At 72.3% G+C, this 25,590-nt stretch carries 18 protein-coding genes; 5 read left to right on the forward strand and 13 right to left on the reverse strand.

Going from position 1 to position 25,590, the window contains the following annotated elements; translation table 11 throughout:
• Positions 1-23 precede the first annotated feature (23 nt).
• The 4 genes from glgB to ACN28A_RS27285 form a co-directional block, all read right to left on the reverse strand.
• On the reverse strand, positions 24-2,132 hold the full coding sequence (gene glgB / locus ACN28A_RS27270; protein WP_421399624.1) for a 1,4-alpha-glucan branching protein GlgB: 2,109 nt from the start codon (positions 2,130-2,132) through the stop codon (positions 24-26).
• Positions 2,120-4,162, reverse strand: a complete 2,043-nt coding sequence (locus tag ACN28A_RS27275; protein WP_421399627.1) for an alpha-1,4-glucan--maltose-1-phosphate maltosyltransferase — start codon at positions 4,160-4,162, stop codon at positions 2,120-2,122. Before ACN28A_RS27275 ends, glgB begins: the two co-directional genes overlap by 13 nt.
• A 145-nt stretch (positions 4,163-4,307) precedes the next feature.
• On the reverse strand, positions 4,308-5,540 hold the full coding sequence (glgA, locus tag ACN28A_RS27280; protein ID WP_421399629.1) for a glycogen synthase: 1,233 nt from the start codon (positions 5,538-5,540) through the stop codon (positions 4,308-4,310).
• 126 nt (positions 5,541-5,666) lie between these two features.
• Entirely contained in the window at positions 5,667-6,275 is a 609-nt protein-coding gene (locus ACN28A_RS27285; RefSeq protein ID WP_421404670.1) for a LysE/ArgO family amino acid transporter, read from the reverse strand.
• A gap of 104 nt (positions 6,276-6,379) precedes the next feature.
• Here ACN28A_RS27285 and ACN28A_RS27290 point away from each other — a divergent pair, with 104 nt between their 5' ends.
• From ACN28A_RS27290 to pgm, 3 genes are all read left to right on the forward strand, one after another.
• Positions 6,380-7,270 carry a LysR family transcriptional regulator ArgP gene (locus tag ACN28A_RS27290; RefSeq protein WP_421399632.1) on the forward strand — a complete coding sequence of 297 codons (891 nt, stop codon included), beginning with the start codon at positions 6,380-6,382 and terminating at the stop codon, positions 7,268-7,270.
• Positions 7,271-7,391: 121 nt separating this feature from the next.
• The gene (gene glgC / locus ACN28A_RS27295; RefSeq protein WP_421399635.1) at positions 7,392-8,624 is read left to right on the forward strand and encodes a glucose-1-phosphate adenylyltransferase; all 1,233 of its coding nucleotides are present in this window, start codon (positions 7,392-7,394) and stop codon (positions 8,622-8,624) included.
• Between the two features lie 105 nt (positions 8,625-8,729).
• Entirely contained in the window at positions 8,730-10,394 is a 1,665-nt protein-coding gene (pgm, locus tag ACN28A_RS27300) for a phosphoglucomutase (alpha-D-glucose-1,6-bisphosphate-dependent) (protein WP_421399638.1), read from the forward strand.
• 92 nt (positions 10,395-10,486) lie between these two features.
• On the opposite strand, the gene ACN28A_RS27305 is transcribed toward pgm, so the two are convergent.
• The 4 genes from ACN28A_RS27305 to ACN28A_RS27320 all read right to left on the reverse strand — a co-directional run bounded on the left by ACN28A_RS27305 (position 10,487) and on the right by ACN28A_RS27320 (position 14,587).
• Positions 10,487-10,948, reverse strand: a complete 462-nt coding sequence (locus ACN28A_RS27305; protein WP_421399640.1) for a hypothetical protein — start codon at positions 10,946-10,948, stop codon at positions 10,487-10,489.
• A 243-nt stretch (positions 10,949-11,191) separates the two neighbouring features.
• On the reverse strand, positions 11,192-12,619 hold the full coding sequence (locus ACN28A_RS27310; RefSeq protein WP_421399643.1) for a S8 family serine peptidase: 1,428 nt from the start codon (positions 12,617-12,619) through the stop codon (positions 11,192-11,194).
• The gene (locus ACN28A_RS27315) at positions 12,616-14,118 is read right to left on the reverse strand and encodes a hypothetical protein (protein ID WP_421399645.1); all 1,503 of its coding nucleotides are present in this window, start codon (positions 14,116-14,118) and stop codon (positions 12,616-12,618) included. The genes ACN28A_RS27310 and ACN28A_RS27315 overlap by 4 nt, the downstream gene beginning before the upstream one ends.
• Entirely contained in the window at positions 14,111-14,587 is a 477-nt protein-coding gene (locus ACN28A_RS27320) for a hypothetical protein (protein ID WP_421399647.1), read from the reverse strand. Before ACN28A_RS27320 ends, ACN28A_RS27315 begins: the two co-directional genes overlap by 8 nt.
• A 370-nt stretch (positions 14,588-14,957) precedes the next feature.
• Between ACN28A_RS27320 and ACN28A_RS27325 the strand changes: the two genes are divergently transcribed.
• Positions 14,958-17,009: a glycerophosphodiester phosphodiesterase family protein gene (locus ACN28A_RS27325; protein WP_421399649.1), complete on the forward strand. Its 2,052-nt coding sequence runs from the start codon at positions 14,958-14,960 to the stop codon at positions 17,007-17,009.
• Positions 17,010-17,111: 102 nt separating this feature from the next.
• On the opposite strand, the gene ACN28A_RS27330 is transcribed toward ACN28A_RS27325, so the two are convergent.
• The 4 genes from ACN28A_RS27330 to ACN28A_RS27345 all read right to left on the reverse strand — a co-directional run bounded on the left by ACN28A_RS27330 (position 17,112) and on the right by ACN28A_RS27345 (position 22,454).
• Positions 17,112-17,864, reverse strand: coding sequence for a class I SAM-dependent methyltransferase (locus ACN28A_RS27330; RefSeq protein WP_421399652.1), 753 nt, complete (start codon positions 17,862-17,864; stop codon positions 17,112-17,114).
• Positions 17,865-17,979: 115 nt separating this feature from the next.
• Positions 17,980-19,116, reverse strand: coding sequence for a DegT/DnrJ/EryC1/StrS family aminotransferase (locus ACN28A_RS27335; protein WP_421399654.1), 1,137 nt, complete (start codon positions 19,114-19,116; stop codon positions 17,980-17,982).
• Positions 19,117-19,196: 80 nt separating this feature from the next.
• Positions 19,197-20,246, reverse strand: coding sequence for a Gfo/Idh/MocA family protein (locus ACN28A_RS27340; RefSeq protein ID WP_421399656.1), 1,050 nt, complete (start codon positions 20,244-20,246; stop codon positions 19,197-19,199).
• 327 nt (positions 20,247-20,573) lie between these two features.
• A complete protein-coding gene (locus ACN28A_RS27345) occupies positions 20,574-22,454 on the reverse strand; it encodes a polysaccharide biosynthesis protein (RefSeq protein ID WP_421399659.1) in 1,881 nt (626 codons plus the stop codon).
• Positions 22,455-22,783: 329 nt separating this feature from the next.
• Here ACN28A_RS27345 and ACN28A_RS27350 point away from each other — a divergent pair, with 329 nt between their 5' ends.
• The gene (locus tag ACN28A_RS27350; protein WP_421399662.1) at positions 22,784-23,764 is read left to right on the forward strand and encodes an NAD-dependent epimerase/dehydratase family protein; all 981 of its coding nucleotides are present in this window, start codon (positions 22,784-22,786) and stop codon (positions 23,762-23,764) included.
• 95 nt (positions 23,765-23,859) lie between these two features.
• On the opposite strand, the gene ACN28A_RS27355 is transcribed toward ACN28A_RS27350, so the two are convergent.
• Positions 23,860-25,155 carry a glycosyltransferase gene (locus tag ACN28A_RS27355; protein WP_421399664.1) on the reverse strand — a complete coding sequence of 432 codons (1,296 nt, stop codon included), beginning with the start codon at positions 25,153-25,155 and terminating at the stop codon, positions 23,860-23,862.
• Positions 25,156-25,590 lie beyond the last annotated feature (435 nt).

Below are 25,590 nucleotides of genomic sequence, written 5' to 3' on the forward strand. Positions count from 1 at the left end.
CGGACAGCGCCGGAGCCAGGCGCTCAGCCTGGGCGTAGCCAGAGCACGCCCAGCGGCGGCACCCGCAGCGCCGCCGAGGCGGGCAGGCCGTGCCACGGCTGCTCCTCGGCGGTGACCGCGCCCAGGTTGCCCACCCCGGAGCCGCCGTAGCAGTCCGCGTCGGTGTTCAGGATCTCGGACCAGCGCCCGGCCGTCGGCAGCCCGATCCGGTAGCCCTCGTGCGGCAGCGCGGCGAAGTTCGCCACGCAGACCAGGGGCGAGCCGTCGGCGGCGGTCCGGACGAACGCCAGGGTGTTGTTGCCGGAGTCGTCCGAGACGATCCACCGGAACCCGGCCGGTACGGTGTCCTGGGACCAGAGCGCCGGATTGTCCCGGTAGCCGTGGTTCAGGTCGCGCAGCAGCCGCTGCACGCCGGCCCGACCGGGGTCGTCGAGCAGCCGCCAGTCCAGCCCCCGGGTCTCGCTCCACTCCCGGTCGTCGCCCAGTTCGCAGCCCATGAAGAGCAGCTGCTTGCCCGGATGCGCCCACATGTACGCCAGCAGCGCGCGTACCCCGGCGAGCTTGCGCCACCGGTCGCCGGGCATCTTGCCGAGCAGTGACCCCTTGCCGTGCACCACCTCGTCGTGGCTGATCGGCAGCAGGTAGTTCTCGCTCCAGGCGTACACCAGGGAGAAGGTCAGCTCGTTGTGGTGGTGCTGCCGGTAGATCGGGTCCCGGCCGAGGTAGCTCAGGGTGTCGTGCATCCAGCCCATGTTCCACTTGAAGCCGAAACCCAGCCCGCCCGTGTCGGTCGACCGGGTCACCCCGGGCCAGGCGGTCGACTCCTCGGCCACCATCAGCACCCCCGGATGGCTGCGGTAGACGGTCGCGTTGACCTCCTGGAGCAGCGCGATCGCCTCCAGGTTCTCCCGGCCGCCGTGCTGGTTCGGCAGCCACTCACCGTCCTTACGGGAGTAGTCCAAGTAGAGCATCGAGGCGACCGCGTCCACCCGCAGACCGTCCACATGGAACTCTTCGCACCAGTAGAGCGCGTTCGCGACCAGGAAGTTGCGGACCTCGGGACGGCCGTAGTCGAAGACGTACGTGCCCCAGTCGGGGTGCTCGCCGCGGCGCGGGTCGGGGTGCTCGTAGAGCGGGGTGCCGTCGAACCGGGCCAGCGCCCACTCGTCACGCGGGAAGTGCGCCGGCACCCAGTCCAGCAGCACCCCGATGCCGGCGGCGTGCAACCGGTCCACCAGGTGGCGGAAGTCGTCCGGGTCGCCGAACCGGGATGTCGGGGCGTAGTAGCCGGTCACCTGGTAGCCCCAGGAGCCGCCGAACGGGTGCTCCATCACCGGCAGGAACTCGACGTGCGTGAAGCCCATCTCCAGCACGTACCCGGTGAGCTGGTCGGCCAGCTCCCGGTAGGACAGGCCCGGCCGCCAGGAGCCGAGGTGCACCTCGTAGACGCTGACCGGCTCCTGGTGCGGTTGCCGACGGGCCCGCTGGGCCAGCCACTCGCCGTCGGACCACCGGTAGCCGGAGGTGTACACCACGGAGGCGGTGGCCGGCGGCACCTCGGTGTGCCGGGCCATCGGGTCCGCCTTGTCCCGCCACTGCCCGTCCCGGCCGAGGATCCGGAACTTGTACCGCTGCCCGGCGGTCGCCTCCGGTACGAAGATCTCCCACACTCCGCTGCTGCCGAGCGAACGCATCGGCCAGCCCTGGTGCGCGCCCCAGCCGGTGAAGTCGCCGACCACCCGGACGCCGCGGGCGTTCGGCGCCCAGACCGCGAACGCCACCCCGCCGCCGGGCGCCGGCCGGGCGCCGAGCGCCGTCCAGAGCCGTTCGTGCCGCCCCTCCGCGATCAGGTGCCTGTCGAGTTCCCCGACGGTCGGCGGATGCCGGTACGGGTCGTCGCACGGCTCACCGCCGTCCACCACCACCCGGTAGTCCAGCACCGTACCGGGCACCGTCGCCTCGAAGATCCCCTCTTCGTGCACCCGGCGCATCGGCTGCCGTTCCCCGTCGACGAGCAGCTCGACAGTGCCGGCGCCCCGCCGGAGCGTACGGACGACCGTCCGGCCGTCCGCCGGGTGCACACCGAGCAGGGCGTGCGGGTCGTGTGCCGTACCGGCGATCAGCTCGTCCATCCCGGCCCTCCCGCCCCGGCGTCCCCCTCGGCATCCCCGGCCCGGTCTGCCACCCCGTCGCCTTCGCGGTAGGGGTGCACGGTGAAGACGTGTGCGGGGGAGACGAACGGGTCGAGCCGGACCGCGTTGTGCTGCCCCCAGTCGTAGCGCTCGCCGGTCAGCTCGTCGTGCACGGCGAACCGCTCGGGCCAGTCGAGGCCGAGCGCCGGCATGTCGAGCACCGTGTTGCCCCAGTGCACCTGGCCGGGGTCGACGGAGCAGACCACCAGCACCGTGTTGCCGGTCCGTTCGTCCCGCTTCGACCAGCAGAGCAGCGCCGGGTTGTCGATGTCGTGGAAGACCAGGTTGCGCAGCTGGTGCAGGGCCGGGTTGTCCCGCCGGATCGTGTTGAGCCGGGCCAGGAACGGGGCCAGCGACCGCCCCTCCGCCTCGGCCGCCGCCCACTCCCGGGGCCGCAGCTCGAACTTCTCGTTGTCGAGGTACTCCTCGGCACCCGGCCGGGCCACGTGCTCGAAGAGTTCGTAGCCGGCGTAGATCCCCCAGGAGGGCGAGAGCAGGCTGGCCAGGATCGCCCGGATTTTGAACATCGGCGGCCCGCAGTGCTGGAGGTGCTCCGGCAGGATGTCCGGGGTGTTCGGCCAGAAGTTCGGCCGCATGTGGTCGGCCGCCCCGACCAGCTCCTCGCAGTACTCGCGCAGCTCGGCGGTGCCGGTCCGCCAGGCGAAGTAGGTGTACGACTGGGTGAAACCGATCTTGCCGAGCCCGTGCATCACCGCCGGCCGGGTGAACGCCTCGGCCAGGAAGAGCACGTCCGGATCGTGCCGCTTGACCTCCCAGATCAGCCAGTGCCAGAAGTCGAACGGTTTGGTGTGCGGGTTGTCGACCCGGAAGATCCTGATGCCCAGCCCGACCCAGTGCAGCACCACCCGGAACACCTCGGCCCGGATCCCCGCCGGATCGTTGTCGAAGTTGATTGGATAGATGTCCTGGTATTTCTTCGGCGGGTTCTCGGCGTACGCGATCGTCCCGTCCGCCCGGGTGGTGAACCACTCCGGGTGCTCGGTCACCCACGGATGGTCCGGCGCGGCCTGCAACGCCAGGTCCATCGCCACCTCCAGCCCGACCTCCCGGGCGGCGGCGACGAACGACCGGAAGTCGTCGACGGTACCCAGGTCGGGGTGGATGGCGTCGTGCCCGCCCTCGGCCGCGCCGATCGCCCACGGCGAGCCGACGTCGTCCGGCTCGGCGACCAGGGTGTTGTTCCGGCCCTTCCGGTTGACCCGGCCGATCGGATGGATCGGCGGCAGGTAGAGCACGTCGAAGCCCATCGCGGCGACCCCGGGCAGCCGCTCCGCGGCGGTGCGGAAGGTCCCGGACCGGGCCGGCTGCCCGTCGGCGGCCAGCACCGCACCCTCGGAGCGCGGGAAGAACTCGTACCAGGCGGAGAAGAGGGCCCGCTGCCGGTCCACCCAGATCGGCATGGCCGGCGCGCTTGTCAGCAGCGTCCGGACCGGATGCGCCCAGAGCAGGCCGGCCAGGTCCAGAGCCGGCGAGACCCGCTCCGGCACCGGCCGGTCACCGTCGCGCAGCGCGGCGGCGGCCTCCCGGACCCGGTCCGACTCCGCTTCGGGTACGCCCTCGGCGGCCCGGTCCAGCAGTTCGGCGCCCTCGGCCAGGTCGTTCGCCAACTCGGTGGCACCCTGCCCGGCGTCGATCTTCTTCACCACGGCGTCGCGCCAGGTCAGATAGGGGTCCTCGAACGCCTGCACGGTGAAGCTCCACTCGCCCACGGCGTCGGGGCGGATGGCGGCGTGCCACCGGTCGTCGAAGTTCGGGCCGGGCCGCATCCGGACCACCGGCCGCGGCGCGCCGTCCGGGCCGCGCCAGGCGACCTGGCAGCCCATCGCCGCGTGCCCCTCCCGGTACGACCGCGCGGTCACCGGGACCAGTTCGCCCACCACCGCCTTGGCAGGGTATCGACCACAGGCCACGGACGGCGTCACGTCCTCGATCGGGATCCGTCCACTCACCCTGCCAACCTACTGGCAATGATCGCCACCCGCCCGCCGGACGACCCCCACCCGTCGGCCCTCGCCGGCTGACCGGGTGATCAGGGAGCGTCCGGCCGGCCGGGGCGAGCCGAACGCTACCTGATCGTGCGGATCACGGAGATGGTCAGCGGGCGGCGAGGGCTTCGCGGTAGACGGTCATGGTGCGGTCGGCGATGGCGTCCCAGGAGAAGTGCTCGACCGCCCGGCGCCGGCCGGCGCGGCCGAACTCGACGGCCCGTCCCGGATCGGTGAGCAGTTCGGTGATCGCGTCGGCCAGGTCGGCGACGAAGCGATCCGGGTCCAGCGGGGTGCCGGTGCCGTCGGCGGCCTGGGCGATCGGCACCAGCAGGCCGGTCGAGCCGTCCGCGACCACCTCGGGGATGCCGCCGGTCGCGGTCGCCACCACCGCCGTCTCGCAGGCCATCGCCTCCAGGTTGACGATGCCCATCGGCTCGTAGACCGAGGGGCAGACGAAGACGGTGCTGTGGCTGAGGATCTGGATCACCTCGGGCTTGGGCAGCATCTCGGCGACCCAGACCACGCCCTCCCGGCTGCCGCGCAACCCGGCTACCAACTCCTCCACCTCGGCGGCGATCTCGGCGGTGTCCGGTGCGCCGGCCAGCAGCACCAGCTGGGCCTCCGCCGGCAGCCGGCGGGCGGCCCGGAGCAGGTACGGCAGGCCCTTCTGCCGGGTGATCCGGCCGACGTAGGTCACGCTCGGCCGGTCCGGGTCGACGCCGAGCCGCGCCAGCACGTCGGTGCCGGGGTCGGGGGAGTACTGGTGGGTGTCGATGCCGTTGTGCACCACCCGGACCCGTTCCGGAGACACCGCCGGATAGGCCGCCAGCAGGTCCCGCATCATCCCGGCGGAGACTGCGATCACCGCGTCGGCGGCCTCCAGCGCGGTCCGCTCGCACCAGGAGGAGAGCGCGTAGCCGCCGCCGAGCTGCTCGGCCTTCCACGGCCGCAGCGGCTCCAGGCTGTGCACGGTCACCACGTGCGGCACCCCGTGCAGCAGCTTGCCGACGTGGCCGGCGAGGTTGGCGTACCAGGTGTGGCTGTGCAGCACGTCGGTGCCGGCGGTACCGGCCGCCATCGCCAGGTCGACGCCCATGGTGCGCAGTGCGGGGTTCGCGTGGGACAGCTCGGCCGGCTCCGGGTAGGCGGTGACACCCGACTCGGCGTACGGGGGCTGGCGCGGTGCGCCGAAGCAGTGCACCCGGGTGTCGGCGCGGGACCGCAGTTCCCGGGCGAGGTACTCGACGTGCACCCCCGCCCCGCCGTACACCTCCGGCGGGTACTCCCGGGTCAGCAGGTCGACCCGGAGCCGCCGGGTGTCGGGCGCGTCTTCGATCACAGCCGGCACCCTAGCCCAGCCCGCCCCACTCCGCCCGCTCCGCGCCACCCGACCCACCCGGCCTGATCCACCCGGCCTGATCCACCCGGGCGTCGGACGTCATCCACTCGGACGGCGGGCGTCGGGTCAGGTCTCCAGGACCAGGCTGACCCCGATGGTGACCATGGTGAGGGCGATCAGGGCGTCCAGTACCCGCCAGGCGGCCGGGCGGGCGAAGACCCGGCCGAGCAGCCGGGCTCCGTAACCGAGGGCGGTGAACCAGACGACGCTGGCCAGCGCGGCACCGGCCCCGAACGACCAGCGCCCGGACCCGCCGTGCGTGTTGGCGATCGAGCCGAGCAGCAGGACGGTGTCCAGGTAGACGTGCGGGTTGAGCCAGGTCATCGCCAGCACGGTGAGTACCGCCGTGCGCAGGGTCGAGCCGGCGGTGCCGGCACCGGCCGCGAGGCTCTGCGTGCCGAAGGCCCGGCGGGCGGCGAGCAGGCCGTAGCCGACCAGGAAGGCGGCGCCGGCCCAGCGGAACACGGTGAGCGCGACCGGGGCGCGTTCGACCACCGCCCCGATCCCGCTGATGCCGGCCAGGATCAGCAGCGCGTCCGAGAGGGCGCAGATCGCCACGATCGGCAGTACGTGCTCGGCGCGTACGCCCTGGCGGAGCACGTACGCGTTCTGGGCGCCGATCGCCACGATCAGGGAGAGGCCGACCCCGAAGCCGGTGACGAGCACGGGCACCAGGCCGGTCTGGGGAGCGGCGGAGGAGAGGATCACGGCTCCGACCCTAGGAAACCGGCGACCCACGCTCCAGCTAAAGATTCTTAGGGTTCGTTAGCATCTCTTACGTGGATCTCCAGCTCGAGCAACTGCGCACCTTCGTCGCCGTCGTGGACGACGGCTCGTTCGAGGCGGCCGCCCGGCGGCTGCACGTCACCCCCTCGGCGGTGAGCCAGCGGATGAAAGCGCTGGAGAGCACCGTCGGCCGGGTGCTGATCGAGCGCGGCAAGCCGGCCCGCCCGACCCCCTCGGGACGGGTCGTGCTGCGGCTGGCCCGCCAGGTCGCGCTGCTCGCCACCGACGCGTTGCGGGAGCTGGGCCAGGACTCGGCGGAGCCGGCGGAGTTCAGCCGGATCCCGATCGTTGTCAACAGCGACTCGCTGAACATCTGGGTACTCCCGGCGCTGGCCGACGCCGTCCGGCAGCGGATCTGTGTCGACGTCTACCGCGAGGACCAGGACCACTCGGCCGAACTGCTCCGCCGGGGTACGGTGATGGCGGCGATCACCTCGGAGTCCCGCCCGGTGCAGGGCTGTTCGGTACGCCCGCTCGGCCGGATGTCCTACCGGCCGATGGCCAGTCCGGAGTACGTCCGGACCTGGCTGCCGGAGGGCCCGACGCCCGACGCCCTGGCCCGCGCCCCGATGGTCGTCTTCGACCGCCGGGACGACCTCCAGGACTGCTACCTGCGGCGGCGTTCCCGCCGCGAGTGGAACCCGCCACGCAGCTACCTGCCCTCCTCGGGGGACTTTCCGGAGGCGATCCGGCTCGGCCTCGGCTGGGGGATGATGCCGCCCCAGCAGATCGAGCGGTGCCCGGCCGGCAGCGTGGTGCCGATCGACCCGGCCGCGGTGGTCGAGGTCCCGCTCTACTGGCAGCAGTGGCGGCTCGACTCCCGACCGCTCGGCATCCTGGCCGACAGCGTCGCCTCCGCGGCGGCCGCCGCACTCGACCGGTAGTCCCGGCGGCCGGGTCTGGTGGCGGCGGCACGAAGGTGGACGAACCGGGCGGTGAAGATCTTGGTGGGACGAAGCCGACGAGCCCTGTGCGGCGGACGGCCCGCTCCGTTACCGTCGGGACATGTCAGCCAAGGTCCTCGCCATCGTCCTGGCCGGAGGAGAGGGCAAGCGACTGATGCCCCTGACCGCGGACCGGGCCAAGCCGGCCGTGCCGTTCGGCGGCATGTACCGGATGATCGATTTTGTGCTGTCCAACCTGGCCAACGGCGGGTTTCTCAAGATCGTCGTGCTGACGCAGTACAAGTCGCACTCGCTGGACCGGCACGTCACGAAGACCTGGCGGATGTCGAACCTGCTCGGCAACTACGTGACACCGGTACCCGCGCAGCAGCGACGCGGGCCGTGGTGGTTCGCCGGCTCCGCCGACGCGATCTACCAGAGCTTCAACCTGATCAACGACGAGCAGCCGGACTACGTCATCGTCTTCGGTGCCGACCACATCTACCGGATGGACCCCCGGCAGATGCTCGAACAGCACATCGCCTCCGGCGCCGGGGTGACCGTCGCCGGCATCCGGCAGCCGCTCGCCACCGCCGACCAGTTCGGCGTGATCGAGGTCGGCTCGGACGGCCGACGGATCCAGGCCTTCCGGGAGAAACCGACCGACGCCAGGGGCCTGCCGGACGCGCCCGACGAGATCTACGCGTCGATGGGCAACTACGTCTTCAGCACGAAGGTGCTCTGCGAGGCGGTGGAGACCGACGCGGCCGACAAGGCCAGCAAGCACGACATGGGCGGCAGCATCATCCCGATGCTCGTCGAACGGGGCGAGGCGAACGTCTACGACTTCCGCGACAACGAGGTGCCGGGCAGCACCGACCGGGACCGGGCGTACTGGCGGGACGTGGGGACGCTCGACTCGTTCTACGACGCGCACATGGACCTGATCGCCGTACACCCGGTATTCAACCTCTACAACTACGAGTGGCCGATCTACACCGACCACCCGCCGTGGCCGCCGGCCAAGTTCGTGCACGACCTGGAGGAGCGGGTCGGCCGGGCGGTGGAGTCGATGATCTCCCCCGGGGTGGTGATCTCGGGCGCGCTCGTGGAGAACTCCGTCGTCTCGCCGAATGTCCGGGTGCACTCCTGGGCCCACGTGCAAGGCTCGGTGGTGATGGAGGGAGTGGAGATCGGCCGGCACGCCGTGGTCCGCAACGCCATCCTCGACAAGAACGTGGTGGTGCCCGAGGGCGCGGAGATCGGCGTGGACCTCGATCGCGACCGTGAGCGGTACACGGTCTCCGACCGTGGCATCGTGGTCATCGGCAAGGGGCAGCGCGTCGAGCCCTGACCCGCCCACCGTGACCCGGCCGGCCGCCACCGCGCGGTCGACCACCGTCGCCGCAGCCGGCAGCACCGGACTGCCGTGCCCCGCACCGTGTCAGTAGGAGGTCAGATGTCGGTACACGCCCGCGCCGGCCAGCCCGCCGAGCCCGAGGACCTGGTGGACGTGCCCCGGCTCGTCACCGCGTACTACGCCGAGCGGCCCGACCCGGCCGACCCGGCGCAGCAGGTCTCGTTCGGCACCTCCGGGCACCGCGGGTCGAGCCTGCGGGCCGCGTTCAACGAGTGGCACATCCTGGCCATCACCCAGGCGACCTGCGAATACCGGCGGCAGCACGGCGTCGACGGGCCGCTGTTCCTGGCCCGGGACACGCACGCGCTCTCCGAGCCGGCGATGGTGAGCGCCCTGGAGGTGCTGGCCGCCAACGAGGTGACGGTGCTCGTCGACAGCCGGGACGGCTACACCCCGACGCCGGCACTGTCGCACGCCGTACTCCGGCACAACTCGGGGCGCGGCCACAACTCGGGGCGCGCCGGCGGGCTCGCCGACGGGATCGTGATCACTCCCTCGCACAACCCGCCGTCGGACGGCGGGTTCAAGTACAACCCGACGCACGGCGGGCCGGCCGACACCGATGCGACCAGGTGGATCCAGGACCGGGCGAACGCGCTGCTGGCCGACGACCTGCGCGAGGTGAAGCGGGTCCCGTACGCCCGGGCCCGCGCCGCCGACACCACCGGCCGGTACGACTTCCTCGCCGAGTACGTCGACGACCTGCCCTCGGCGCTCGACCTCGCCGCCGTACGCGCCGCCGGGGTGCGGATCGGCGCGGACCCGCTGGGCGGAGCCAGCGTGGCGTACTGGGGCGAGATCGCCGACCGGCACGGCCTGGAACTGACCGTGGTGAACCCGCTTGTCGACCCGACCTGGCGGTTCATGACCCTGGACTGGGACGGCAAGATCCGGATGGACTGCTCGTCCCCGCACGCGATGGCCTCGCTGATCGCCAGGCGTGCCGACTACCAGGTCGCCACCGGCAACGACGCCGACGCCGACCGGCACGGCATCGTCACCCCGGACGGTGGCCTGATGAACCCGAACCACTACCTCGCGGTGGCCATCTCCTACCTCTTCGGCAACCGGCCCGACTGGTCCGCCGAAGCGGCGGTCGGCAAGACCCTGGTCTCCTCCTCGATGATCGACCGGGTCGCCGAGGACCTCGGCCGGAAGCTGCTCGAGGTTCCGGTCGGCTTCAAGTGGTTCGTGCCGGGGCTGCTCGACGGCTCGGTCGGCTTCGGCGGCGAGGAGAGCGCCGGGGCGTCCTTCCTGGCCCGTGACGGCCGGACCTGGACGACCGACAAGGACGGCATCCTGCTCTGCCTGCTGGCCGCCGAGATCATCGCGGTGACCGGGCGTACCCCGAGCGAGCACTACGCCGACCTGGTGTCCCGGTTCGGCGAGCCGGCGTACGCCCGGATCGACGCGCCGGCCGACCGGGAACAGAAGGCCGTGCTCGGGCGGCTCTCCCCGGACCAGGTCACCGCCACCGAGCTGGCCGGCGAACCGATCACCGCGACCCTGACCGAGGCACCGGGCAACGGCGCGGCGATCGGCGGGCTGAAGGTCGGCACCGAGTCCGGCTGGTTCGCCGCCCGCCCGTCCGGCACCGAGGACGTCTACAAGATTTACGCGGAGTCGTTCCGTGGGCCGGAGCACCTCAGCCGGCTCCAGGAGGAGGCACAGGCCCTGATCACCGACGTCCTGAAGAGCGCCTGACCCCGGTCCGGAGCCCGGAGCGGGCGCCTTCCGAGCGGGGATCGGCGAGCGAACCAACCAGCTCCAGCGCCTCGTGATCGCCCCGTTCGGGGTCAGGACGTCGCTGGTGCTGATTCGGTCTCGGGCCACCGGTCCCCGGCGTCGAGCCGCCTGCGTAGCAGCGCGGCCAGCGGCATCGACTGGCCGTCCGGCCCGCCCTCGCCGACGACAAGTTTCGCCGGCTGTGGCTGGAGCGTCGTCCCGGCGAGCCGGGCCCGCAGGCTGGCCGGCACGGTCAGCAGGTAGAAGTTCCCGGCGGCGTCCACCGCGTGGATCCGGGCGAGGTCCACGTACCAGCCGGTGAGGCCGGTGCGGTAGCGGGTACGACCGTTGTAGGCGAGCGCGGTGAGCCTGGTCTGCCGCAGTCCTCGAGCCAGGGCCTCGGCGACGAACTCGGCTACGAGTTGCCCGGCCTCCTGCTGTTCCGCCTCCCGGCGGCGCTGCTCGGCCCCGGCCCGCGCGACGATCGCCTGCCGTCGCTGCTCCGCCCACTCCGCCGCCCGGTCCCGTCCCATCCGCAGGACGTTACGCCTGCTCGATCCGACGACGTCCGCCGAGCCCTCGGCCGGGAGACTGTCCGGCGAAGGGCCCGCCCCGAACTCCCGGCTCCCGGCGGCGACTCCCCGGCGGCAGCTTCTCCCCGGCTGGTAGCGACCAGTTAGCCGAGGCCGACGGCGACGACGACGGCGACGCCGACGCCGACGCCGACGCCGACGCCGCGATCGTCACCGAAGGCGCCCGCCCGGCGGGAACACCCGTCAGGATCGTGCCTGACCGGGCGGGTACCCCGGTCCGGGCGGTGCCTGCCCGGGCGGCCCGTAGCCGGACGGGTAGCCACCCGGCGCTGCCGGAGGCCCGGACCGGTATGGCGGCGCCGCCGCAGGACCGGGTGGATACGGCGGTGCTGGCGTGGGGCCGGGTGAGTACGGTGGCGCTGCCGGATATCCGTGTGGCGGTCCGGGATGCCGCCCGCCAACGGCGGGATTCACCGGCGACGGATGGTCGGAGCGGGGCGGCCCAGTGCCGCCTCGACGGCGCCGGGCGCGCACCAGCAACCAGCCGAGCACACCGGCACCGGCCAGCACCACAAGCAGGCAGAGCCCACCCAGGGCGTACGCGGCAGGACTGAGCTTGACACCGGTGGACCCGTCACCGGGCGGTGGCAGGGCCACGGCCGGTGACGACGCCTCTCCCGTCGGACTCGGTCTGGTGCTGGGCTGCGCTCCGGCCGGCGGGACGTCGGCGGTCAGCGCCTCGACGAGGTTGAGCACGCCGTGGCCGTACTCGGGGTCGTGGCCCCGGGGGCCCCGGTCGGTGGCGGTCGCGGTGAGCCGATGTATCACCTCGGCGGCGGAGAGGTCCGGATACTTCGCCCGGACCAGGGCGGCGGCGCCGGCCACGATCGCCGTGGCGTCGCTTGTCCCCTCGCTGACCTGGTAGGCCCCGGTTCGGCTCGTGGAGGCGATGTCCACCCCGGGCGCGACGAGCCCGACCTTGTCGCCGGTGACGCTGATCGGGGCTATCTTGCCGTCCCGTCCGCTCGCGCCGACGGCGAGCACCCCCGGATAGGCCGCCGGATAAGCGACGAACGCGTCGTCCGGACGGTTGCCGACTGCGGCGACCAAGACGATGTCCGCGGCCTGCGCCTCCTCGACAGCCTGTTTGAGGGCCTCGCCGGCGCCGGCCGCGAGTGACAGCGACAGCACCCTCGCCTTACGACGGACCGCCTCCCGGATCGCTCGCGGCAGGTCGTCACCGGCACCGACCTTGGTCCGCGAGCTGCGTACGGGCAGGATCTTGGCCTCGGGGGCGATCCCGAGCACGCCGTCGGCGTTGCCTGGACCGTGCCCGTGCCCCGCGATCAGTCCTGCCATCGCTGTGCCGTGACCGTTGGTGTCCTGCCGCCCGTCGGTCCCCGCGCCGGTCACGTCGACACCGGGCAGGATGTTGCCGGTCAGGTCCTTGTGGTCGGCCCGTACACCGGTGTCCACCAGGGCCACCACGACCCCGGTGCCCTGGCTGATCCGGTGCACGTCGGCGACGTCGAGCGCCCGCAGGTGCCACTGCCGGTCCCGGGCTGCGTCCGCCAGCGCTGCGGGCGCACCGAGCGGCACCACGAGCAGGCCGCACACGGCTGCCGCGCACCAGCGCGACAGCCGGGTGGAAAACCTGGCGCTTCCCGTCACCGGTCCTTCCCGAGGATCCCGCTTCCGGGCTCGTGCCGGTCGATGTCCCGGTTCGGCTCGATCTCTGGGGCGACGCCCTGCTCGATCTCCCACGGGTTGTCGGGATCCCACTTCTTCTGCTCGGGATTCTCCGGATCACGGCGACCCCGTGCTCCGCCGATCGCACCCGGCGTACCCGAGGTGCCGCCGCCCGCGCCCGGTCGGCGGGCACCCGACCTTCCGCCGCCCGGTACGGCGCCGACCCCGCCGGAGGCGCCGGGCCGACCGCCGCCGGCCGCCCCGGGGCGGCCACCCTGCGGCCCGATCACGCCGCCGACCGGATTGACTCCCCGGGGTACGCCGCCCGAGCGGGGTGCGCCGGCAACGCCGGGTACCCCACCAGGGCCACCACCGGGCCGGCCACCAATCACGCCGCCCGGCGGTACACCACCGGTCGGGCCCCCGCCGAGCGGGCCGACCTTGCCCGGTCCGCCGGGGCCACGCGGTCCGACGCCGAGTCCCGGGCCAGTGCCCGGCGGCCCGCCGAGACCGGGCGGAACGCCGATGGTCGGCGGAACGACCGGCGGTGGAACCGGCCCGGGCGCGGGCACCGGCGGGCCGGGTGGGACCGGAGCCACGGGCGGCGGAGCGGTGGTCGGCGGGGCGACGCCGGTCAAACTCGGTCCGTCGTCCACCGGGTAGCTCGGCGGCGGACCGACCTGTTCCGGGGTCACCTCCGCGTGGATGTTCGGCGGCGGCGTTCCGTCGACGTAGCCGGGGCGGTTGTCCGGAACCTCACCCCGGCGGCGCGGCGGCGGGTTGACGACCGGCGGTCGGATCGTGCCGTCGGAGTCGTCGTCAGGATGCCGTATGCGGCCTTCTTTGTTGATTGGTGGCGGGACATACTCCGGCGGCGGTTGGATCCGGCCGCTGCCGTCCCGCGCCGCGCCGTCCACCTCCACCTGCACGGCACGGGCCCGGGCGACAAGCGCCGCCTGCTGGGCGTCGCTCACCGGCGGGTCGGTGAGCACCTTCATCGCGCCTTCGCCGAGGAAGTCACCGGCCTTCTGCCCGAGTGCGGTCAGGCCGAAGCGGGACGCGGCGGCCCCGCCGACCGTTCCGCCGACGTCGCCGGCCAGCTCGACCTGCCGCTGGTAGTCGGCCAGCTTCCGCTGGTTCTCCAGGTATTCCCGGTAGATCGGCTCCAGCTTGGTCCGGGCCTGCTCGATGGCGTCCGCGACGTGCCCGACGTGGGTGGCGTTGTTCTGCGCCGCCGTCGACGTCTGCCGGCTCGCCTCGATCAGCCGGTCCAGCTCGGCCATGTACGCCGCCGAGGCCGCGTTCTGCTCCGGCGGCCAGAGCGTGGCGAGCTGGTTGCGGCAGGCCTGCAACCTGGTGGCGTGGCCGCCCAGCATGCTCGACGTCCGCTCCCAGGCGGAGACCTGCTCCCGGCTCGGCTGGAGCCGCTGCTGTGCCGCTTCGACCAGCCGCCACAGGCGCGGGATGTATTCCTCAGCCATTGTCGGCGCCTCCTGTCGGGCTCGCCGGGCTGGCGGGACGTGCCTCCGCCTGCCGTCCACTCTGCTCGACCGGCGGCAGGACCTCGTGTACGTCGCTCACGGTGGCGTGTGCGAAGGCGTCGGAGCCGCGGTAGTTGGTGGCGATCTGCTCGGCCGCCTCCGCCACCGCCTGGGTGCCCAGATCCAGGTTGACCAGTGCCTCCAGGCTCTTCTGGATGCACTCGTCGTAGCGCTCCTGGAGGTGCAGCCAGTCGTCGCCCTCCAGTTGGTCACCGATCGTCGCACCCTGCTGCATGGCGACGTGCACCGGCGGCACCTGCGTGCGGTAGCCCTCCTTGAGCTCCTCGCGCATCGCGGCGGCCGCGCTCGCCAGGCCGTCGATCTCCACATTGATCTGGCCGATGACGGCTGCGACGGCGGCGCCGATCGCACCGGCCGCCGCGCCGACCGCTGGACCCACCGGGCTCATCACAACCCCTCCCCGTGGTGGTTGGGTGACGTGGTCGCGGCTCATTGTAGCCGAGACACAACACCGGGCTGCGTGTCAAATTGGGCTGGGTCGATCGAAAAGTGGACAGTGTCCGCCCTGCCCGCGGCGCTGCGGCCGGTTCGGCGGACGGCGGGTGGGACGACCGGGCCGGACATCACCACCGGATCGTCCGATCCGGGGCCGGCCGTCGCCCCCGGTTCACGCCGATGTCGCCCCGCGCACGCCTACCGGCCGCCGGCCCTCGTGATGCTGTGCCCGATCGCCGGGCCGGACCCGGCGCGACCCTCGACACCGCACCGGGGCCAGGTAGAACGGACCCGGGGCACCACACTGGAACAGGTGATAACCGATGTCCCGACGGCGCCAACTGATCGGCGCGCTGCTGGTGACGGCGGCCGTACTGGCCGGGACGCCCACCGGCGTCCAGGCGGACGAGCGCCACCGACCGGACTCCCGGCGGAGTTTCGACCTACAGGCACACCGGGGCGGGCTCGGCCTGCGGGTGGAGAACAGCCTCGCCTCGTTCGGCAACGCGCTCCAGCTCGGGGTCCGCACCCTCGAACTGGACGTGCAGGTGACCGAGGACCGGCAACTGGTGGTCACCCACGACCGCCGGGTCAGCGGTACGAAGTGCGTCGACACCGGCCCGGCCACCCCCGGCGACGCCGAGTACCCGTACGTCGGCAGGTACGTCAACACGCTGAGCCTGGCCCAGGTGCGTACCCTCGACTGCGGTACGAAGACGCTGCCGGACAAGCCGGGACAGCTCGCCGTACCCGGGGCCCGGATGCCGCTGCTGCGCGAGGTCTTCGCGCTCGTCAAGCGCTACCGGGCCGACGACGTCATGCTCAACGTGGAGACCAAGGTGGAGGCCGGCGCGCCGGCCGAGACCGCGCCCCGGGAGCAGTTCGTGCAGCTCACCGCGGCCGAGGTCCGGGCCGCCGGGCTGCTGCGGCAGGTCACGGTCCAGAGCTTCGACTGGGGTGCCCTGATGCGGATGCGCCAGGTCGAGCCCCGGCTGCCGCTGGTGGCGCTCACCAACCACGACTTCCTGCAGACCGGGCAGCCCGGTGCCTCGCCGTGGCTCGGCGGCCTCGACATCGACGACTTCGACGGCGACCCGATCAGGGCGATCAGGACCTTCGGCGCCACCGCCTTCTCGCCGGTGCACGGCTTCCCGCAGAACGGCACGGTCACCGACCCGGGCTACCGGCCGTACGTGACCAGGGAGATGGTGGCGCACGCGCACCGCTTCGGCATCAAGGTGGTGCCGTGGACCGTCGACGACGTGCCGACGATGGCGAAGCTGATCGACGACGGGGTGGACGGCATCACCGACTACCCGGACCGGCTGCGTACCGTGCTGGCGGAGCGCCGGATCGCGCTGCCGAAGGGGTACGCCGCACCGTTCGACATCCAGGCACACCGGGGCGGTCGGGCCACCCGGCCGGAGAACACCCTGCCCGCCTTCGCCAACGCGCTGGCCAACCCGGCGATCTCCACGCTGGAACTGGACACCGGGGTGACCCGGGACGGTCACCTGGTGGTGCTGCACGACCGTACCGTCAACGGCAGTCACTGCGTCGACACCGCACCGGCCCGGCCGGGCGACCCGGCGTTCCCGTACGTCGGCAAGCGGGTGCACGACCTCACGCTCAGCCAGCTCCGGACCCTCGACTGCGGCACGAAGACCGTACCGGAGCTGCCGGAGCAGGTCGCCGCGCCGGGTGCCTGGATCCCCACCCTGGAGGAGGTCCTCGACCTGGTGCGCCGCAGCGGGCGCCGGGACGTCCGGCTGAACGTCGAGACGAAGCTCAGCCCGCTGGTGGCCGACACCGAGCCGTACCGCAGCTTCACCGCGAAGCTGGTCCGGGCGGTGGAGCGGGCCGGCTTCGTCGACCGGGTGACGATCCAGTCCTTCGACTGGCGCACCATCACCTACGCCCGGCAGCTGAACCGGCGGATCGAGACCGTCGCCCTGGTCTGGCAGTACGGCCCGGCCGAGTGCGCCAGCCTGGCCGACGAGTGCTCGCTGCGGGCCGTCTACCACGACCCCTCGGTGCGCAGCCCTTGGACCGCCGGGCTGGACTGGTGGCGCTACCGGGACCTCGGCAGGCTGGTCCGGGCGGCCGGCGCCGGCACGGTCTCGGCCAACTGGCAGGTGCACGACCCGGCCCAGGGCACGGTGCCGTCCGCCGACTGGTACCTGCGGCAGGACCCGGCGTACTTCCACGGCCCGACCGTGGCCGACCTGCAACGCCGGTACGGGCTGAAGGTGGTGCCGTACACGGTGGACGACCCGGCGGTGATGCAGCGGGTGATCGACCTCGGGGTGGACGGCATAATCACCGACTATCCGGAGCGGCTGGTGACGGTGGCGATCCGCAACGGGCTGCGCTGACCCGCTGACCCGCTGACCCGCTGACCCGCTGACCCGCTGACCCGAGGGGCGGTTCCGGTCCGCGCCGGACCGGAACCGCCCCTCCGGACACGGTTCTCCGGACTACTCCTTGACCAGGTGCAGGTGCACCCAGCCGGGTTGGTAGCCGCGCAGCCAGACGCCGGGGAAGTAGAGCGCCGAGCCGAGCGCCATCAGTGCCTTCGTCGTCAGCCCGCGCTCCGGGGCGACCAGCTTGGCGCCGCAGTGCACGCAGCCCTGCTCCTGCCCGTACGTCCCCCACGGGTTGCCCGCGAGGTCGAACACCTTCGCGGCCAGGGCGTTGGTACCGGTCCGCTGGCCGACCAGCGAGGTGGCCTCGATCCGCAGCCCGGCGAAGAGGCCACGCAGCCGATCCATTGTGAACGAGTTGACGTGCCCCCACGGGGGATTGCGCCGGCCGCAGCTGCGACAGGTCGTCTGGCCGAGCCGCAGGTCCTGCTCGAACGGCACTCCGATGACCAGGTGCCGCCGGGTCACCCGGGCCAGTTCGGCGCAGGCGGTGGCCAGCCGCTCGGTCGGTACGTGTTCCAGTACCTCGGTGCAGAGCACCAGGTCGAAACTGTCGTCCGGATAGTTCAGCGCGGTGATGTCGCCCTGGACGCATGTCACCCGCTCGTGGTCGATCGTGGGCGCGGTGAGGTCGAGCGCGACCACCCGCTCGTAGCGTTCGGCGAGCCGGCGCGCCAGGTGACCGTCCCAGGCGCCGGCGTCGAGCGCCAGGCCGCCGCCCACCGGGACAAGCCGGAACAGGTCGTCGATCCGCTCCCGCTCCTGGGGTGACTTCCGGGTTTCCGCACGCTGAACAGCCAGATCCATGAAACTTCCCTCCTGCCCGCTGCAACGATCCGCGACCGCGACCGGTGACGGAGATCTGTCAGGGATGTGCAGGTCAGAGCCCCCCTCGCAGCCCGACCCGGCCTGGCCGGTCAGCTCAGCTCCGGTGCGCCGTGCCGGCGAAGTAGTCGCGTACCCGGGCGAGGACCGTCGCCAGTTGCCCGTCCGTCAGCTCCGGGTAGATCGGCAGGGAGAGGCACTCCCGGGCCCACGCCTCGGTCACCGGCAGTTCTCCGGGACGGTGACCGAGCGAGGCGTATGCCGGTTGCAGGTGCAGCGGGATCGGATAGTGCACGCCGGCGTCGATGCCGGCCCGGCGCAGGTGCTCCCGGAGGCCGTCCCGGTGCCGGCTGCGGAGCACGAACAGGTGGTACACCCCGCGCCGGTTCGGCGGCTCGACCGGCAGTACGAGGTCACCGACCCCGGCCAGCCCGGTCCGGTAGCCGGCGGCCAGCTCCCGGCGGCGCCGGTTGCCCTCGGCCAGCGTGCGGAGCTTCACCGCCAGGACAGCCGCCTGGAGGGTGTCCATGCGTTCCGCGTAGCCGACGGTGAGGTGCTCGTACTTGCTGGTCCGGCCGTGGTTCGCCAGCCGGCGGATCCGTTCGGCGAGGTCCGGGTCGGCGGTGGTGACCGCACCGGCGTCACCGAACGCCCCGAGGTTCTTGCCCGGATAGAACGAGAAGCAGCCGACCCGGCCGTAGCCGCCGGCCCGCACCACCGAACCGTCCCCGCGGAGGTACTCGGCACCGTGCGCCTGGGCGGCGTCCTCGACCACCGGCACCCCGGCGGCGGCGGCCAGCGCCCCGATCGGGTCGAGGTCCACCGGCAGGCCGTAGAGGTGCACCGGGACCACCGCCCGGACCCGGTCGACGACCGCCTTCAGCGCGTCCGGGTCCATCCCGCCGGTCTCGGCGTCGACCTCGACGAAGCGGGGCCGGGCGCCCAGCCAGCTCACCGGTTCGGCGGTGGCGACGAAGGTGTGCGCCGGCACGGCCACCTCGTCGCCGGGGCCCACGCCCAACGCGGCCAGGCTCAGGTGGATGGCGGCGGTGCCGGAGGCCACCCCGACGGCGTGGGCGCTGCCGCAGAACGCGGCGAACGCCGACTCGAACTCGCCGACCTCGCGGCCGAGGATGAACCGGTTGTCCTCGACGACGGCTCGGATCGCCGCGTCGACCGCCTCCCGGTGCCGGTCGTACGCGGCGGCCAGGTCGACCAGGGGAATTCGGGACATGGCAGGCTCCTGTGCTCGCGACGGTGATCAGGACGAGTCGGGTCGGGCAGCTCGGGGTGGGTCGGAGGGCGGTCGGGGTGTCAGGTCGGTAGGCCGGCCGTGGCCGTCGGCGCGGCGACCAGGGGTACGGGTACGGTCGCGCCGCCGGCCCGCAGCGACGCGTCCACCGCCTCCAGCACCGCCACCACCCGGGCACCGTTCCAGCCGTCGGTGCGCGGCCGGGCTCCGCTGTGCACGCAGTCGAGGAAGTGCCGCAGTTCGCGTTCGAGCGGCTCCACCGTGTCCAGCACCGGTACGTGCACCGCCTCGTCGCGCAGCCGGTACCGCCGCAGGCCCTCCCCGTCCGGCTCCAGCGGTTCCGCGCCCTTGTCGAAGACGGTGAGCCGGGCGTCGGTGTTCAGGTCGTCGTAGACGAGCATCCGGCGGGTGCCGACGACGGTGGTGCGGCGGGTCTTCGCCGGATCCAGCCAGCTCACGTGCATGTGCGCCACCACGTCGCCGGGATATCCGACGGTCACGAAGACCACGTCCTCGACCCCGTCGTGCAGGTACCGCCCGCCCTGCGCGGCCACCCACCGGGGGGTGGTCCCGAGCAGGTAGTTGGCGATGGAGACGTCGTGCGGCCCGATGGACCAGAAGGTGTGCAGGTCGCTCTGGATCCGGCCGAGGTTGAGGCGCTGGGAGTGCAGGTGGAGCACGTCGCCGATCTCGCCGGAGCCGATGTACTCGCGCATCCGCCGCACCGCCGGGACGTACTCGAAGGTGTGGCCGACCATCAGCACCAGGCCGGACCGGTCGGCGGTGTCCGCCAGTCCGACGGCGTCGCCGGTCGACATCGCCAGTGGCTTCTCGACGAAGACGTGCCGGCCGGTGGCCAGTACCCGGCGGGCCAGCGGCGCGTGGCTCGGCGCCGGGGTGGCGATCAGGACCGCGCCGACCCGGTCGTCGGCCAGCACCGCGTCCAGGTCGGCGACGACCCGCAGGTACGGGTAGCGTTCGGCCGCCACGCGCCGGCGGTCCGGACTGGCGTCCACCAGGTAGCGCCACCGTGCCGGGGCCAGCTTGTCGAGGTTGCGGGCCAGGTTGGTGCCCCAGTAACCGAAGCCGATCAGGGCCAGTTGTCCGGTCACGTACCGCCTCCATCGGGTCGCACGGTCGCAGGGCCGCCGAAGCCGGGGGCACCGGCGGACTCCACCGCATTCACGCGGCGACGAAAATGTTTCCTGTTGGCGTGCTGCCCGCCGGAACGTCGAATCGACCGAATCTGACACCCGGGGATCGGATCCACGTTGCCCGGACCTGCTCCGACCGACCGGGAATTGTGCGGCAGCCGGCTGTCCGGAATTGCTGGCAGCAATTTCCTGGATCGTGCTATGTGCTGGCGGTGGCTCGCCAGTCGGCTGTCCGCTTCCCGACTCCGACGCGTTACCTGCCTGGTCAGCCCGGTGATGTGGGTGTCAGGAGAGGGCGTTCCGGGTGGTCGGTATCAGCGTCATCGACTGCGGCTCCTGGACGATCTGGCCGCAGAGCGAGGCGAGCCGCTCGATCAGCTTCTCCCGGTCGTCGAACGGGTCCAGCCCGATGACCTCGGCGGGATTCAACGCGGGTATCGGCACGTGGGAGATCAGCGGGTGCAACGGCCGTACGTCGGCCTCGCCGGCACCGAACAGGTCCTCGTGCAGCTTCTCGCCGGGTCGTAGGCCGGTGTAGATGATCCGGGCCGGCTCGGACGCCTGGTCGGCGAGTTGCCGGGCCAGGTCGTCGATGCTCACCGGCCGGCCCATGTCGAGCACCAGCGCCTCGCCGTCCCGCCCGATGGCCGCCGCCTGCAGCACCAGGTGCACCGCCTCCTGCACCGTCATCAGATAGCGGGTTACCTCGGGATGCGTGACGGTCACCGGCAGCCCGGCCTCGATTTGCGCCCGGAAGGCGGTCACCACGGACCCCCGGCTGCCGAGTACGTTGCCGAACCGGACACTGAGGAAGGTGCCGGCGCAGTTGGCGGCGGCGTACGCGGTGAGCCGCTCGGTGATCCGCTTGGAGTAGCCGAGCACGCTTATCGGGTTCGCGGCCTTGTCGGTCGAGATGTTCACGAACTTCTCCACCCCGCGACACGCGTCGAGGACCGCCAGCGTTCCCCAGACGTTCGTCTGCACCGCCTCGCCCGGGTGCTGCTGCAACAGCGGCAGGTGCTTGAGCGCGGCGGCGTGGAAGACGATCTCCGGGCGGCGTTCCGCCATGATCCGGTTGAGTCGTTCGGCGTCCCGGATGTCGGCGAGGATCAGCTCGGAGCTGTCCAGCAGTGCCCGGCCGGAGAGCGAGAGCTGGAGGCTGTGCAGGGCGGACTCGTCGCGGTCGAGCATCATCAGCTCGGCGGGATCGGCCTGGGCGATCTGCCGGCACAGCTCGGAGCCGATCGAGCCGCCGGCACCGGTCACCAGGATCCGGCGGCCGGCGAGGCCGTTGTCGGTGCTTCGCAGGGTGGTCGCGACCTGCCGCCGGCCGAGCAGGTCGTCGATGTCGACGTCGCGCACGTCGGCGACGCTGATCCGGTGGTCGACCAGTTCGCGTACCGGAGGAAGGATCTTGAAGGCGGCCCCGGCGGCCAGGGTGGCGGTCCGGACCTCACGGATCAGTTCGGCGTCCGCGTTGGCGACCGAGAAGATCACCGTGCCGGCACCGGTACGGGTCACCGCGGCGGCGATCTCGTCCCGACCGCCGAGCATCGGCACGCCGTCGATGCGCAGGTGCCGCTTCTCCGGGTCGTCGTCGAGCAGGCCGACCGGCAGGTAGCGCCCGCGCGGGTCGCTGACCATGGCGTGCAGCAGCGCCTGCCCGGCGGCGCCCATCCCGAACAGCAGCACCGGCGTGGCGGACCGGATGGTCGGCCGCCGCGACCTGTCGCGCTGCTGTCGGTAGGCGACCCGGACGGAGAGCATGAGCAGCAGGGCCAGCGCCGCCCCGACCGGTGGGGTGCTGGCCGGCACGGGCCTTGGTGACATGGCGAGTACGGCCAGCAGCATGACAGCCGAGACGCAGCCGACCGTGCCGGCGAGGGCGCGGGCGTCCTGGAGACTGCCGAGCGGGTGCCGCCCCCAGCACCGCTGTCGCACCCGGGTCGCCAGGCCACTGAGTACGGCGGCGACCAGTCCCGCGCAGACCACTCTGCTGAACTCGTCGACGGTGACGTCGAACTCGTGCCGCGCCCATGCCGCTGCCGCGAAGCCGCCCAACCACCCTGCGGTGTCGGTAGCCACCAGTGCCACGGAACGGCGCTGCGCGCCTCTTCGCGGGTTGGTGGCGTGGGTGGCTGTGGGCGTGGCTGCACTCTGCTGCATCTACGGCTCCCTGGTCGGACTGCCTGACGCAGGTCCGGATGACTCCTCGCCAGGATAAGTACTATCTAGCCGAATTCCATGCGCGTTGCAGTTGTTTCGGAGTTTTTCGAGTCGTCGCGCGGATCCCTTTCATATTTCCGTCGGAGGCTCGTGGACGTTATTGCGGATGATTCTCGCGTGCCGCCGTGACGCATGCGGGGCGCGACGTGGCCGTCTCCTCCGATGCCACTGCCGCGTTAGTCAGACGGCGTGTGGAAAACCGTAGCGTGTCCGGAAGGTGCGTCCGGCGTACGCGTACCGGCGTCCGTCGAAGAAAAGGTTGACGAGAAATGCGACTGTTGGTGACCGGCGGCGCCGGCTTCATCGGTGCGAACCTGACCCGGGCCGCGTTGGCGGACCCGGCGATCGGCGACGTCCGGGTGGTGGACGACCTGTCGACCGGCGACCGGAGCAACCTGGCGGGGCTCGACGTCGAACTGGTGGTCGGCTCGATCCTGGACGAGCGGGTGCTCTCCGCGGCGGTGGCCGGTCGGGACGCGGTGGTGCATCTCGCGGCGCTGCCCAGCGTGCCGCGCTCGGTCAAGGACCCGATGGCGTCGCACCGGGTCAACGCGACCGGTACGGTCTCGGTCCTCGAGGCGGCCCGCCGGCACGACGTACGGCACGTCGTGGTCGCCTCCTCCTCGTCGGTGTACGGGGCCAACCCGGACCTGCCGAAGAGCGAACTGGGCTGGACCAGGCCGTTGAGCCCGTACGCGGCGAGCAAGCTTGCCACCGAGGCGTACGCCCTGGCCTACCAGGCCTGTTACGACCTGCCCACCCTCGCCTTCCGGTTCTTCAACGTCTACGGCCCCCGGCAGCGGCACGACCACGCGTACGCGGCGGTGGTCCCGAGGTTCGTGCATGCCGCGTTGCACGGCAGGCCGGTCGTCTTCTACGGCGACGGGCACCAGACCCGGGACTTCACCTACGTCGACACGGTCTGCACCGTGCTGCTCGACGCGGTGCGGCGCCAGGTGCACCACCCCCAGCCGGTGAACCTGGCCTTCGGCACGCAGACCGATCTGCACACCGTGGTGGCCGAACTGGAACTGCTGCTGGCGCACCGGATCGAGCGCGAGGCCGCCCCGGAACGGACCGGGGACGTCCGGCACTCCAGCGCCGACAACCGGCTGCTGCGCCAGCTCTTTCCGACCGTGTCGGCGACCTCGCTGACGGACGGCCTGCGCGCCACGGTGGACTGGTACCGGGCACACTACGACCCGGCCGGGCTGACCGGCGCGGCCGCGCCGAGCATCGTGCCCGCCTGACCAGTCGCCCGCGCCGCCCCGATCCGGGCCGTGACGCGGCCGAAGAGGCTGTGGCGGGCGGTCAGGTCGTGCGGTCGGTCAGGTCCTGTGGTCGGTCAGGCCGTGGCCGTGCGGTGTCGGAGGCCGGTCTCGCGGAGCAGGTCCAGATACCTCGGCATCTGGTCCTCCCGGAACAGACCCTCCTGGACGCTGTGCGGCAGTGCCGGGATCCGACCGTCGCGCTCCTTGGCCGCCAGCCACCGCCGCAACTGGTCCGCTATCTCCGTGGGTTCGCTCAGCACCACCCCGGCGCCCCGGGAGCGGATCAGGTCGGCCACCACCCCGTGGCGGTGACCGAGCATCAGGATCGGCCGCCGGGCGTGCAGATAGTCGAAGAACTTTCCGGGTACGGTGCCGGCGTCCCGCGGGTCGTTCCACATCAGCAGCACCAACACGTCGGCCTCGGCCTGGATCCGCCACGACTGCTCGACCGGCACCTGGCCGAGCACGGTGATGGCGTCCGGCACGGCGCAGCGCCGGGCGGCGTCGACGGCGACGCCGTTGTCCGGCCCGGCCTGCACGAAGTGGACGTGTCGCGCGTCGTCCCCGAGCAGCGCGATCGCGTCGAGCAGCGGTGCCGGGCTGCGCTTGCCGGGGTAGAGGAGCCCGGTGTGGGCCAGCCGCAGCGTCGTCGTGCCGGTGGCCGCGGTCGGCCAGCAGGCGCCCACCGCCCCGGTCGGGAGCGGCGTCTGCTCGGCACGCCTGTCGATTCCGTTCATCACGACCTCGGTGCCGACGCCGAACGTGCTGTGCAGGGTGTGCGCTATCGGTGCCGAGATGGTGACGCAGCCGGCGACCGACCGCAGCAGCCGCCGTTCCAGCCAGTGGTCGGCCCGCCTGCGCAGCGCGACCCGGCTCCGGACCCGGTAGTCGTTGCCGACCGTCCAGAGGTCGCGGTAGTCGGCGACCCAGGGCGCCCCGAGTCTCCGGGCCAGGGCGGCGGCCACCACGAAGCCGGAGAACGGCGGCCCGGTGGCCAGGACGACGTCGGGGCGCCAACTCCGCCGCGCCCTGAGAAAGGCGGTGACGGCGGGGATGATCCAGGTCGACTCGCCGTCCGGGAACATCAGCGCCTCACGCCCGACGAGCTTGGCCGAACGGGTGACCGCCGAGCGGAGACCCGCGCGGCGCGCCGGTGCGGGGTGCGGGCCGCCGTCGCCGGCCGGGACCGTTCGCGGTTCGGTGCCGAGCCGGGGCCACTGGAACAGTGGCGCCGCCCGCACGACCCGCCATTCCGGGATGCCGGCGCCGGGGGCGTCCCGGTCCGCCGGCGTGGCGGTCAGGACGCGTACGTCCCAGCCGTCCCGGGCGGCGATCCGGGCCAGCGAGGCCGGCCGTCTGCCCCCGACCATCTCCGACGGAGGGAAGCAGTGGGCGACGATCAACAGCCGCGGTGGCGGATCCGCAGCGCCGTCGGTCGGTCTCCGGGAGCCGGGCAGGGCGGCGGATCCGGCGGACGCCCCGCGGTGGGCTTCCGCACCGGTGGGCGAGGCTGTCATGAGATCCTTTCGAATGCGGTCGTGAATCGCTTTCCGAAATCACGATCTGCTCGGTCGGCGCAGTTCTGCGGGCCGGTTTTCGACGCCCGTGGACGGCGCTGACCCGCGCCCAAACATAACGGGTTGACGCTGGGTTCCGTCACCTTTACGACGACTCCGGCGTTAGTCAGTCGCGCGCCGCTGGCCGGTGTGCTGTTCGAGGCCGGGAAGAAATCGAAAGCGGCGTCGAACTGCCGTCTCCACGGGTGGTCGACACCGTCGCCACAGCGCTTGCCGTCGTCACAGGGA

The sequence above is a fragment of the Plantactinospora sp. WMMB782 genome (genome assembly GCF_049179135.1).
In the GTDB taxonomy this organism is placed as follows: domain Bacteria; phylum Actinomycetota; class Actinomycetes; order Mycobacteriales; family Micromonosporaceae; genus Plantactinospora.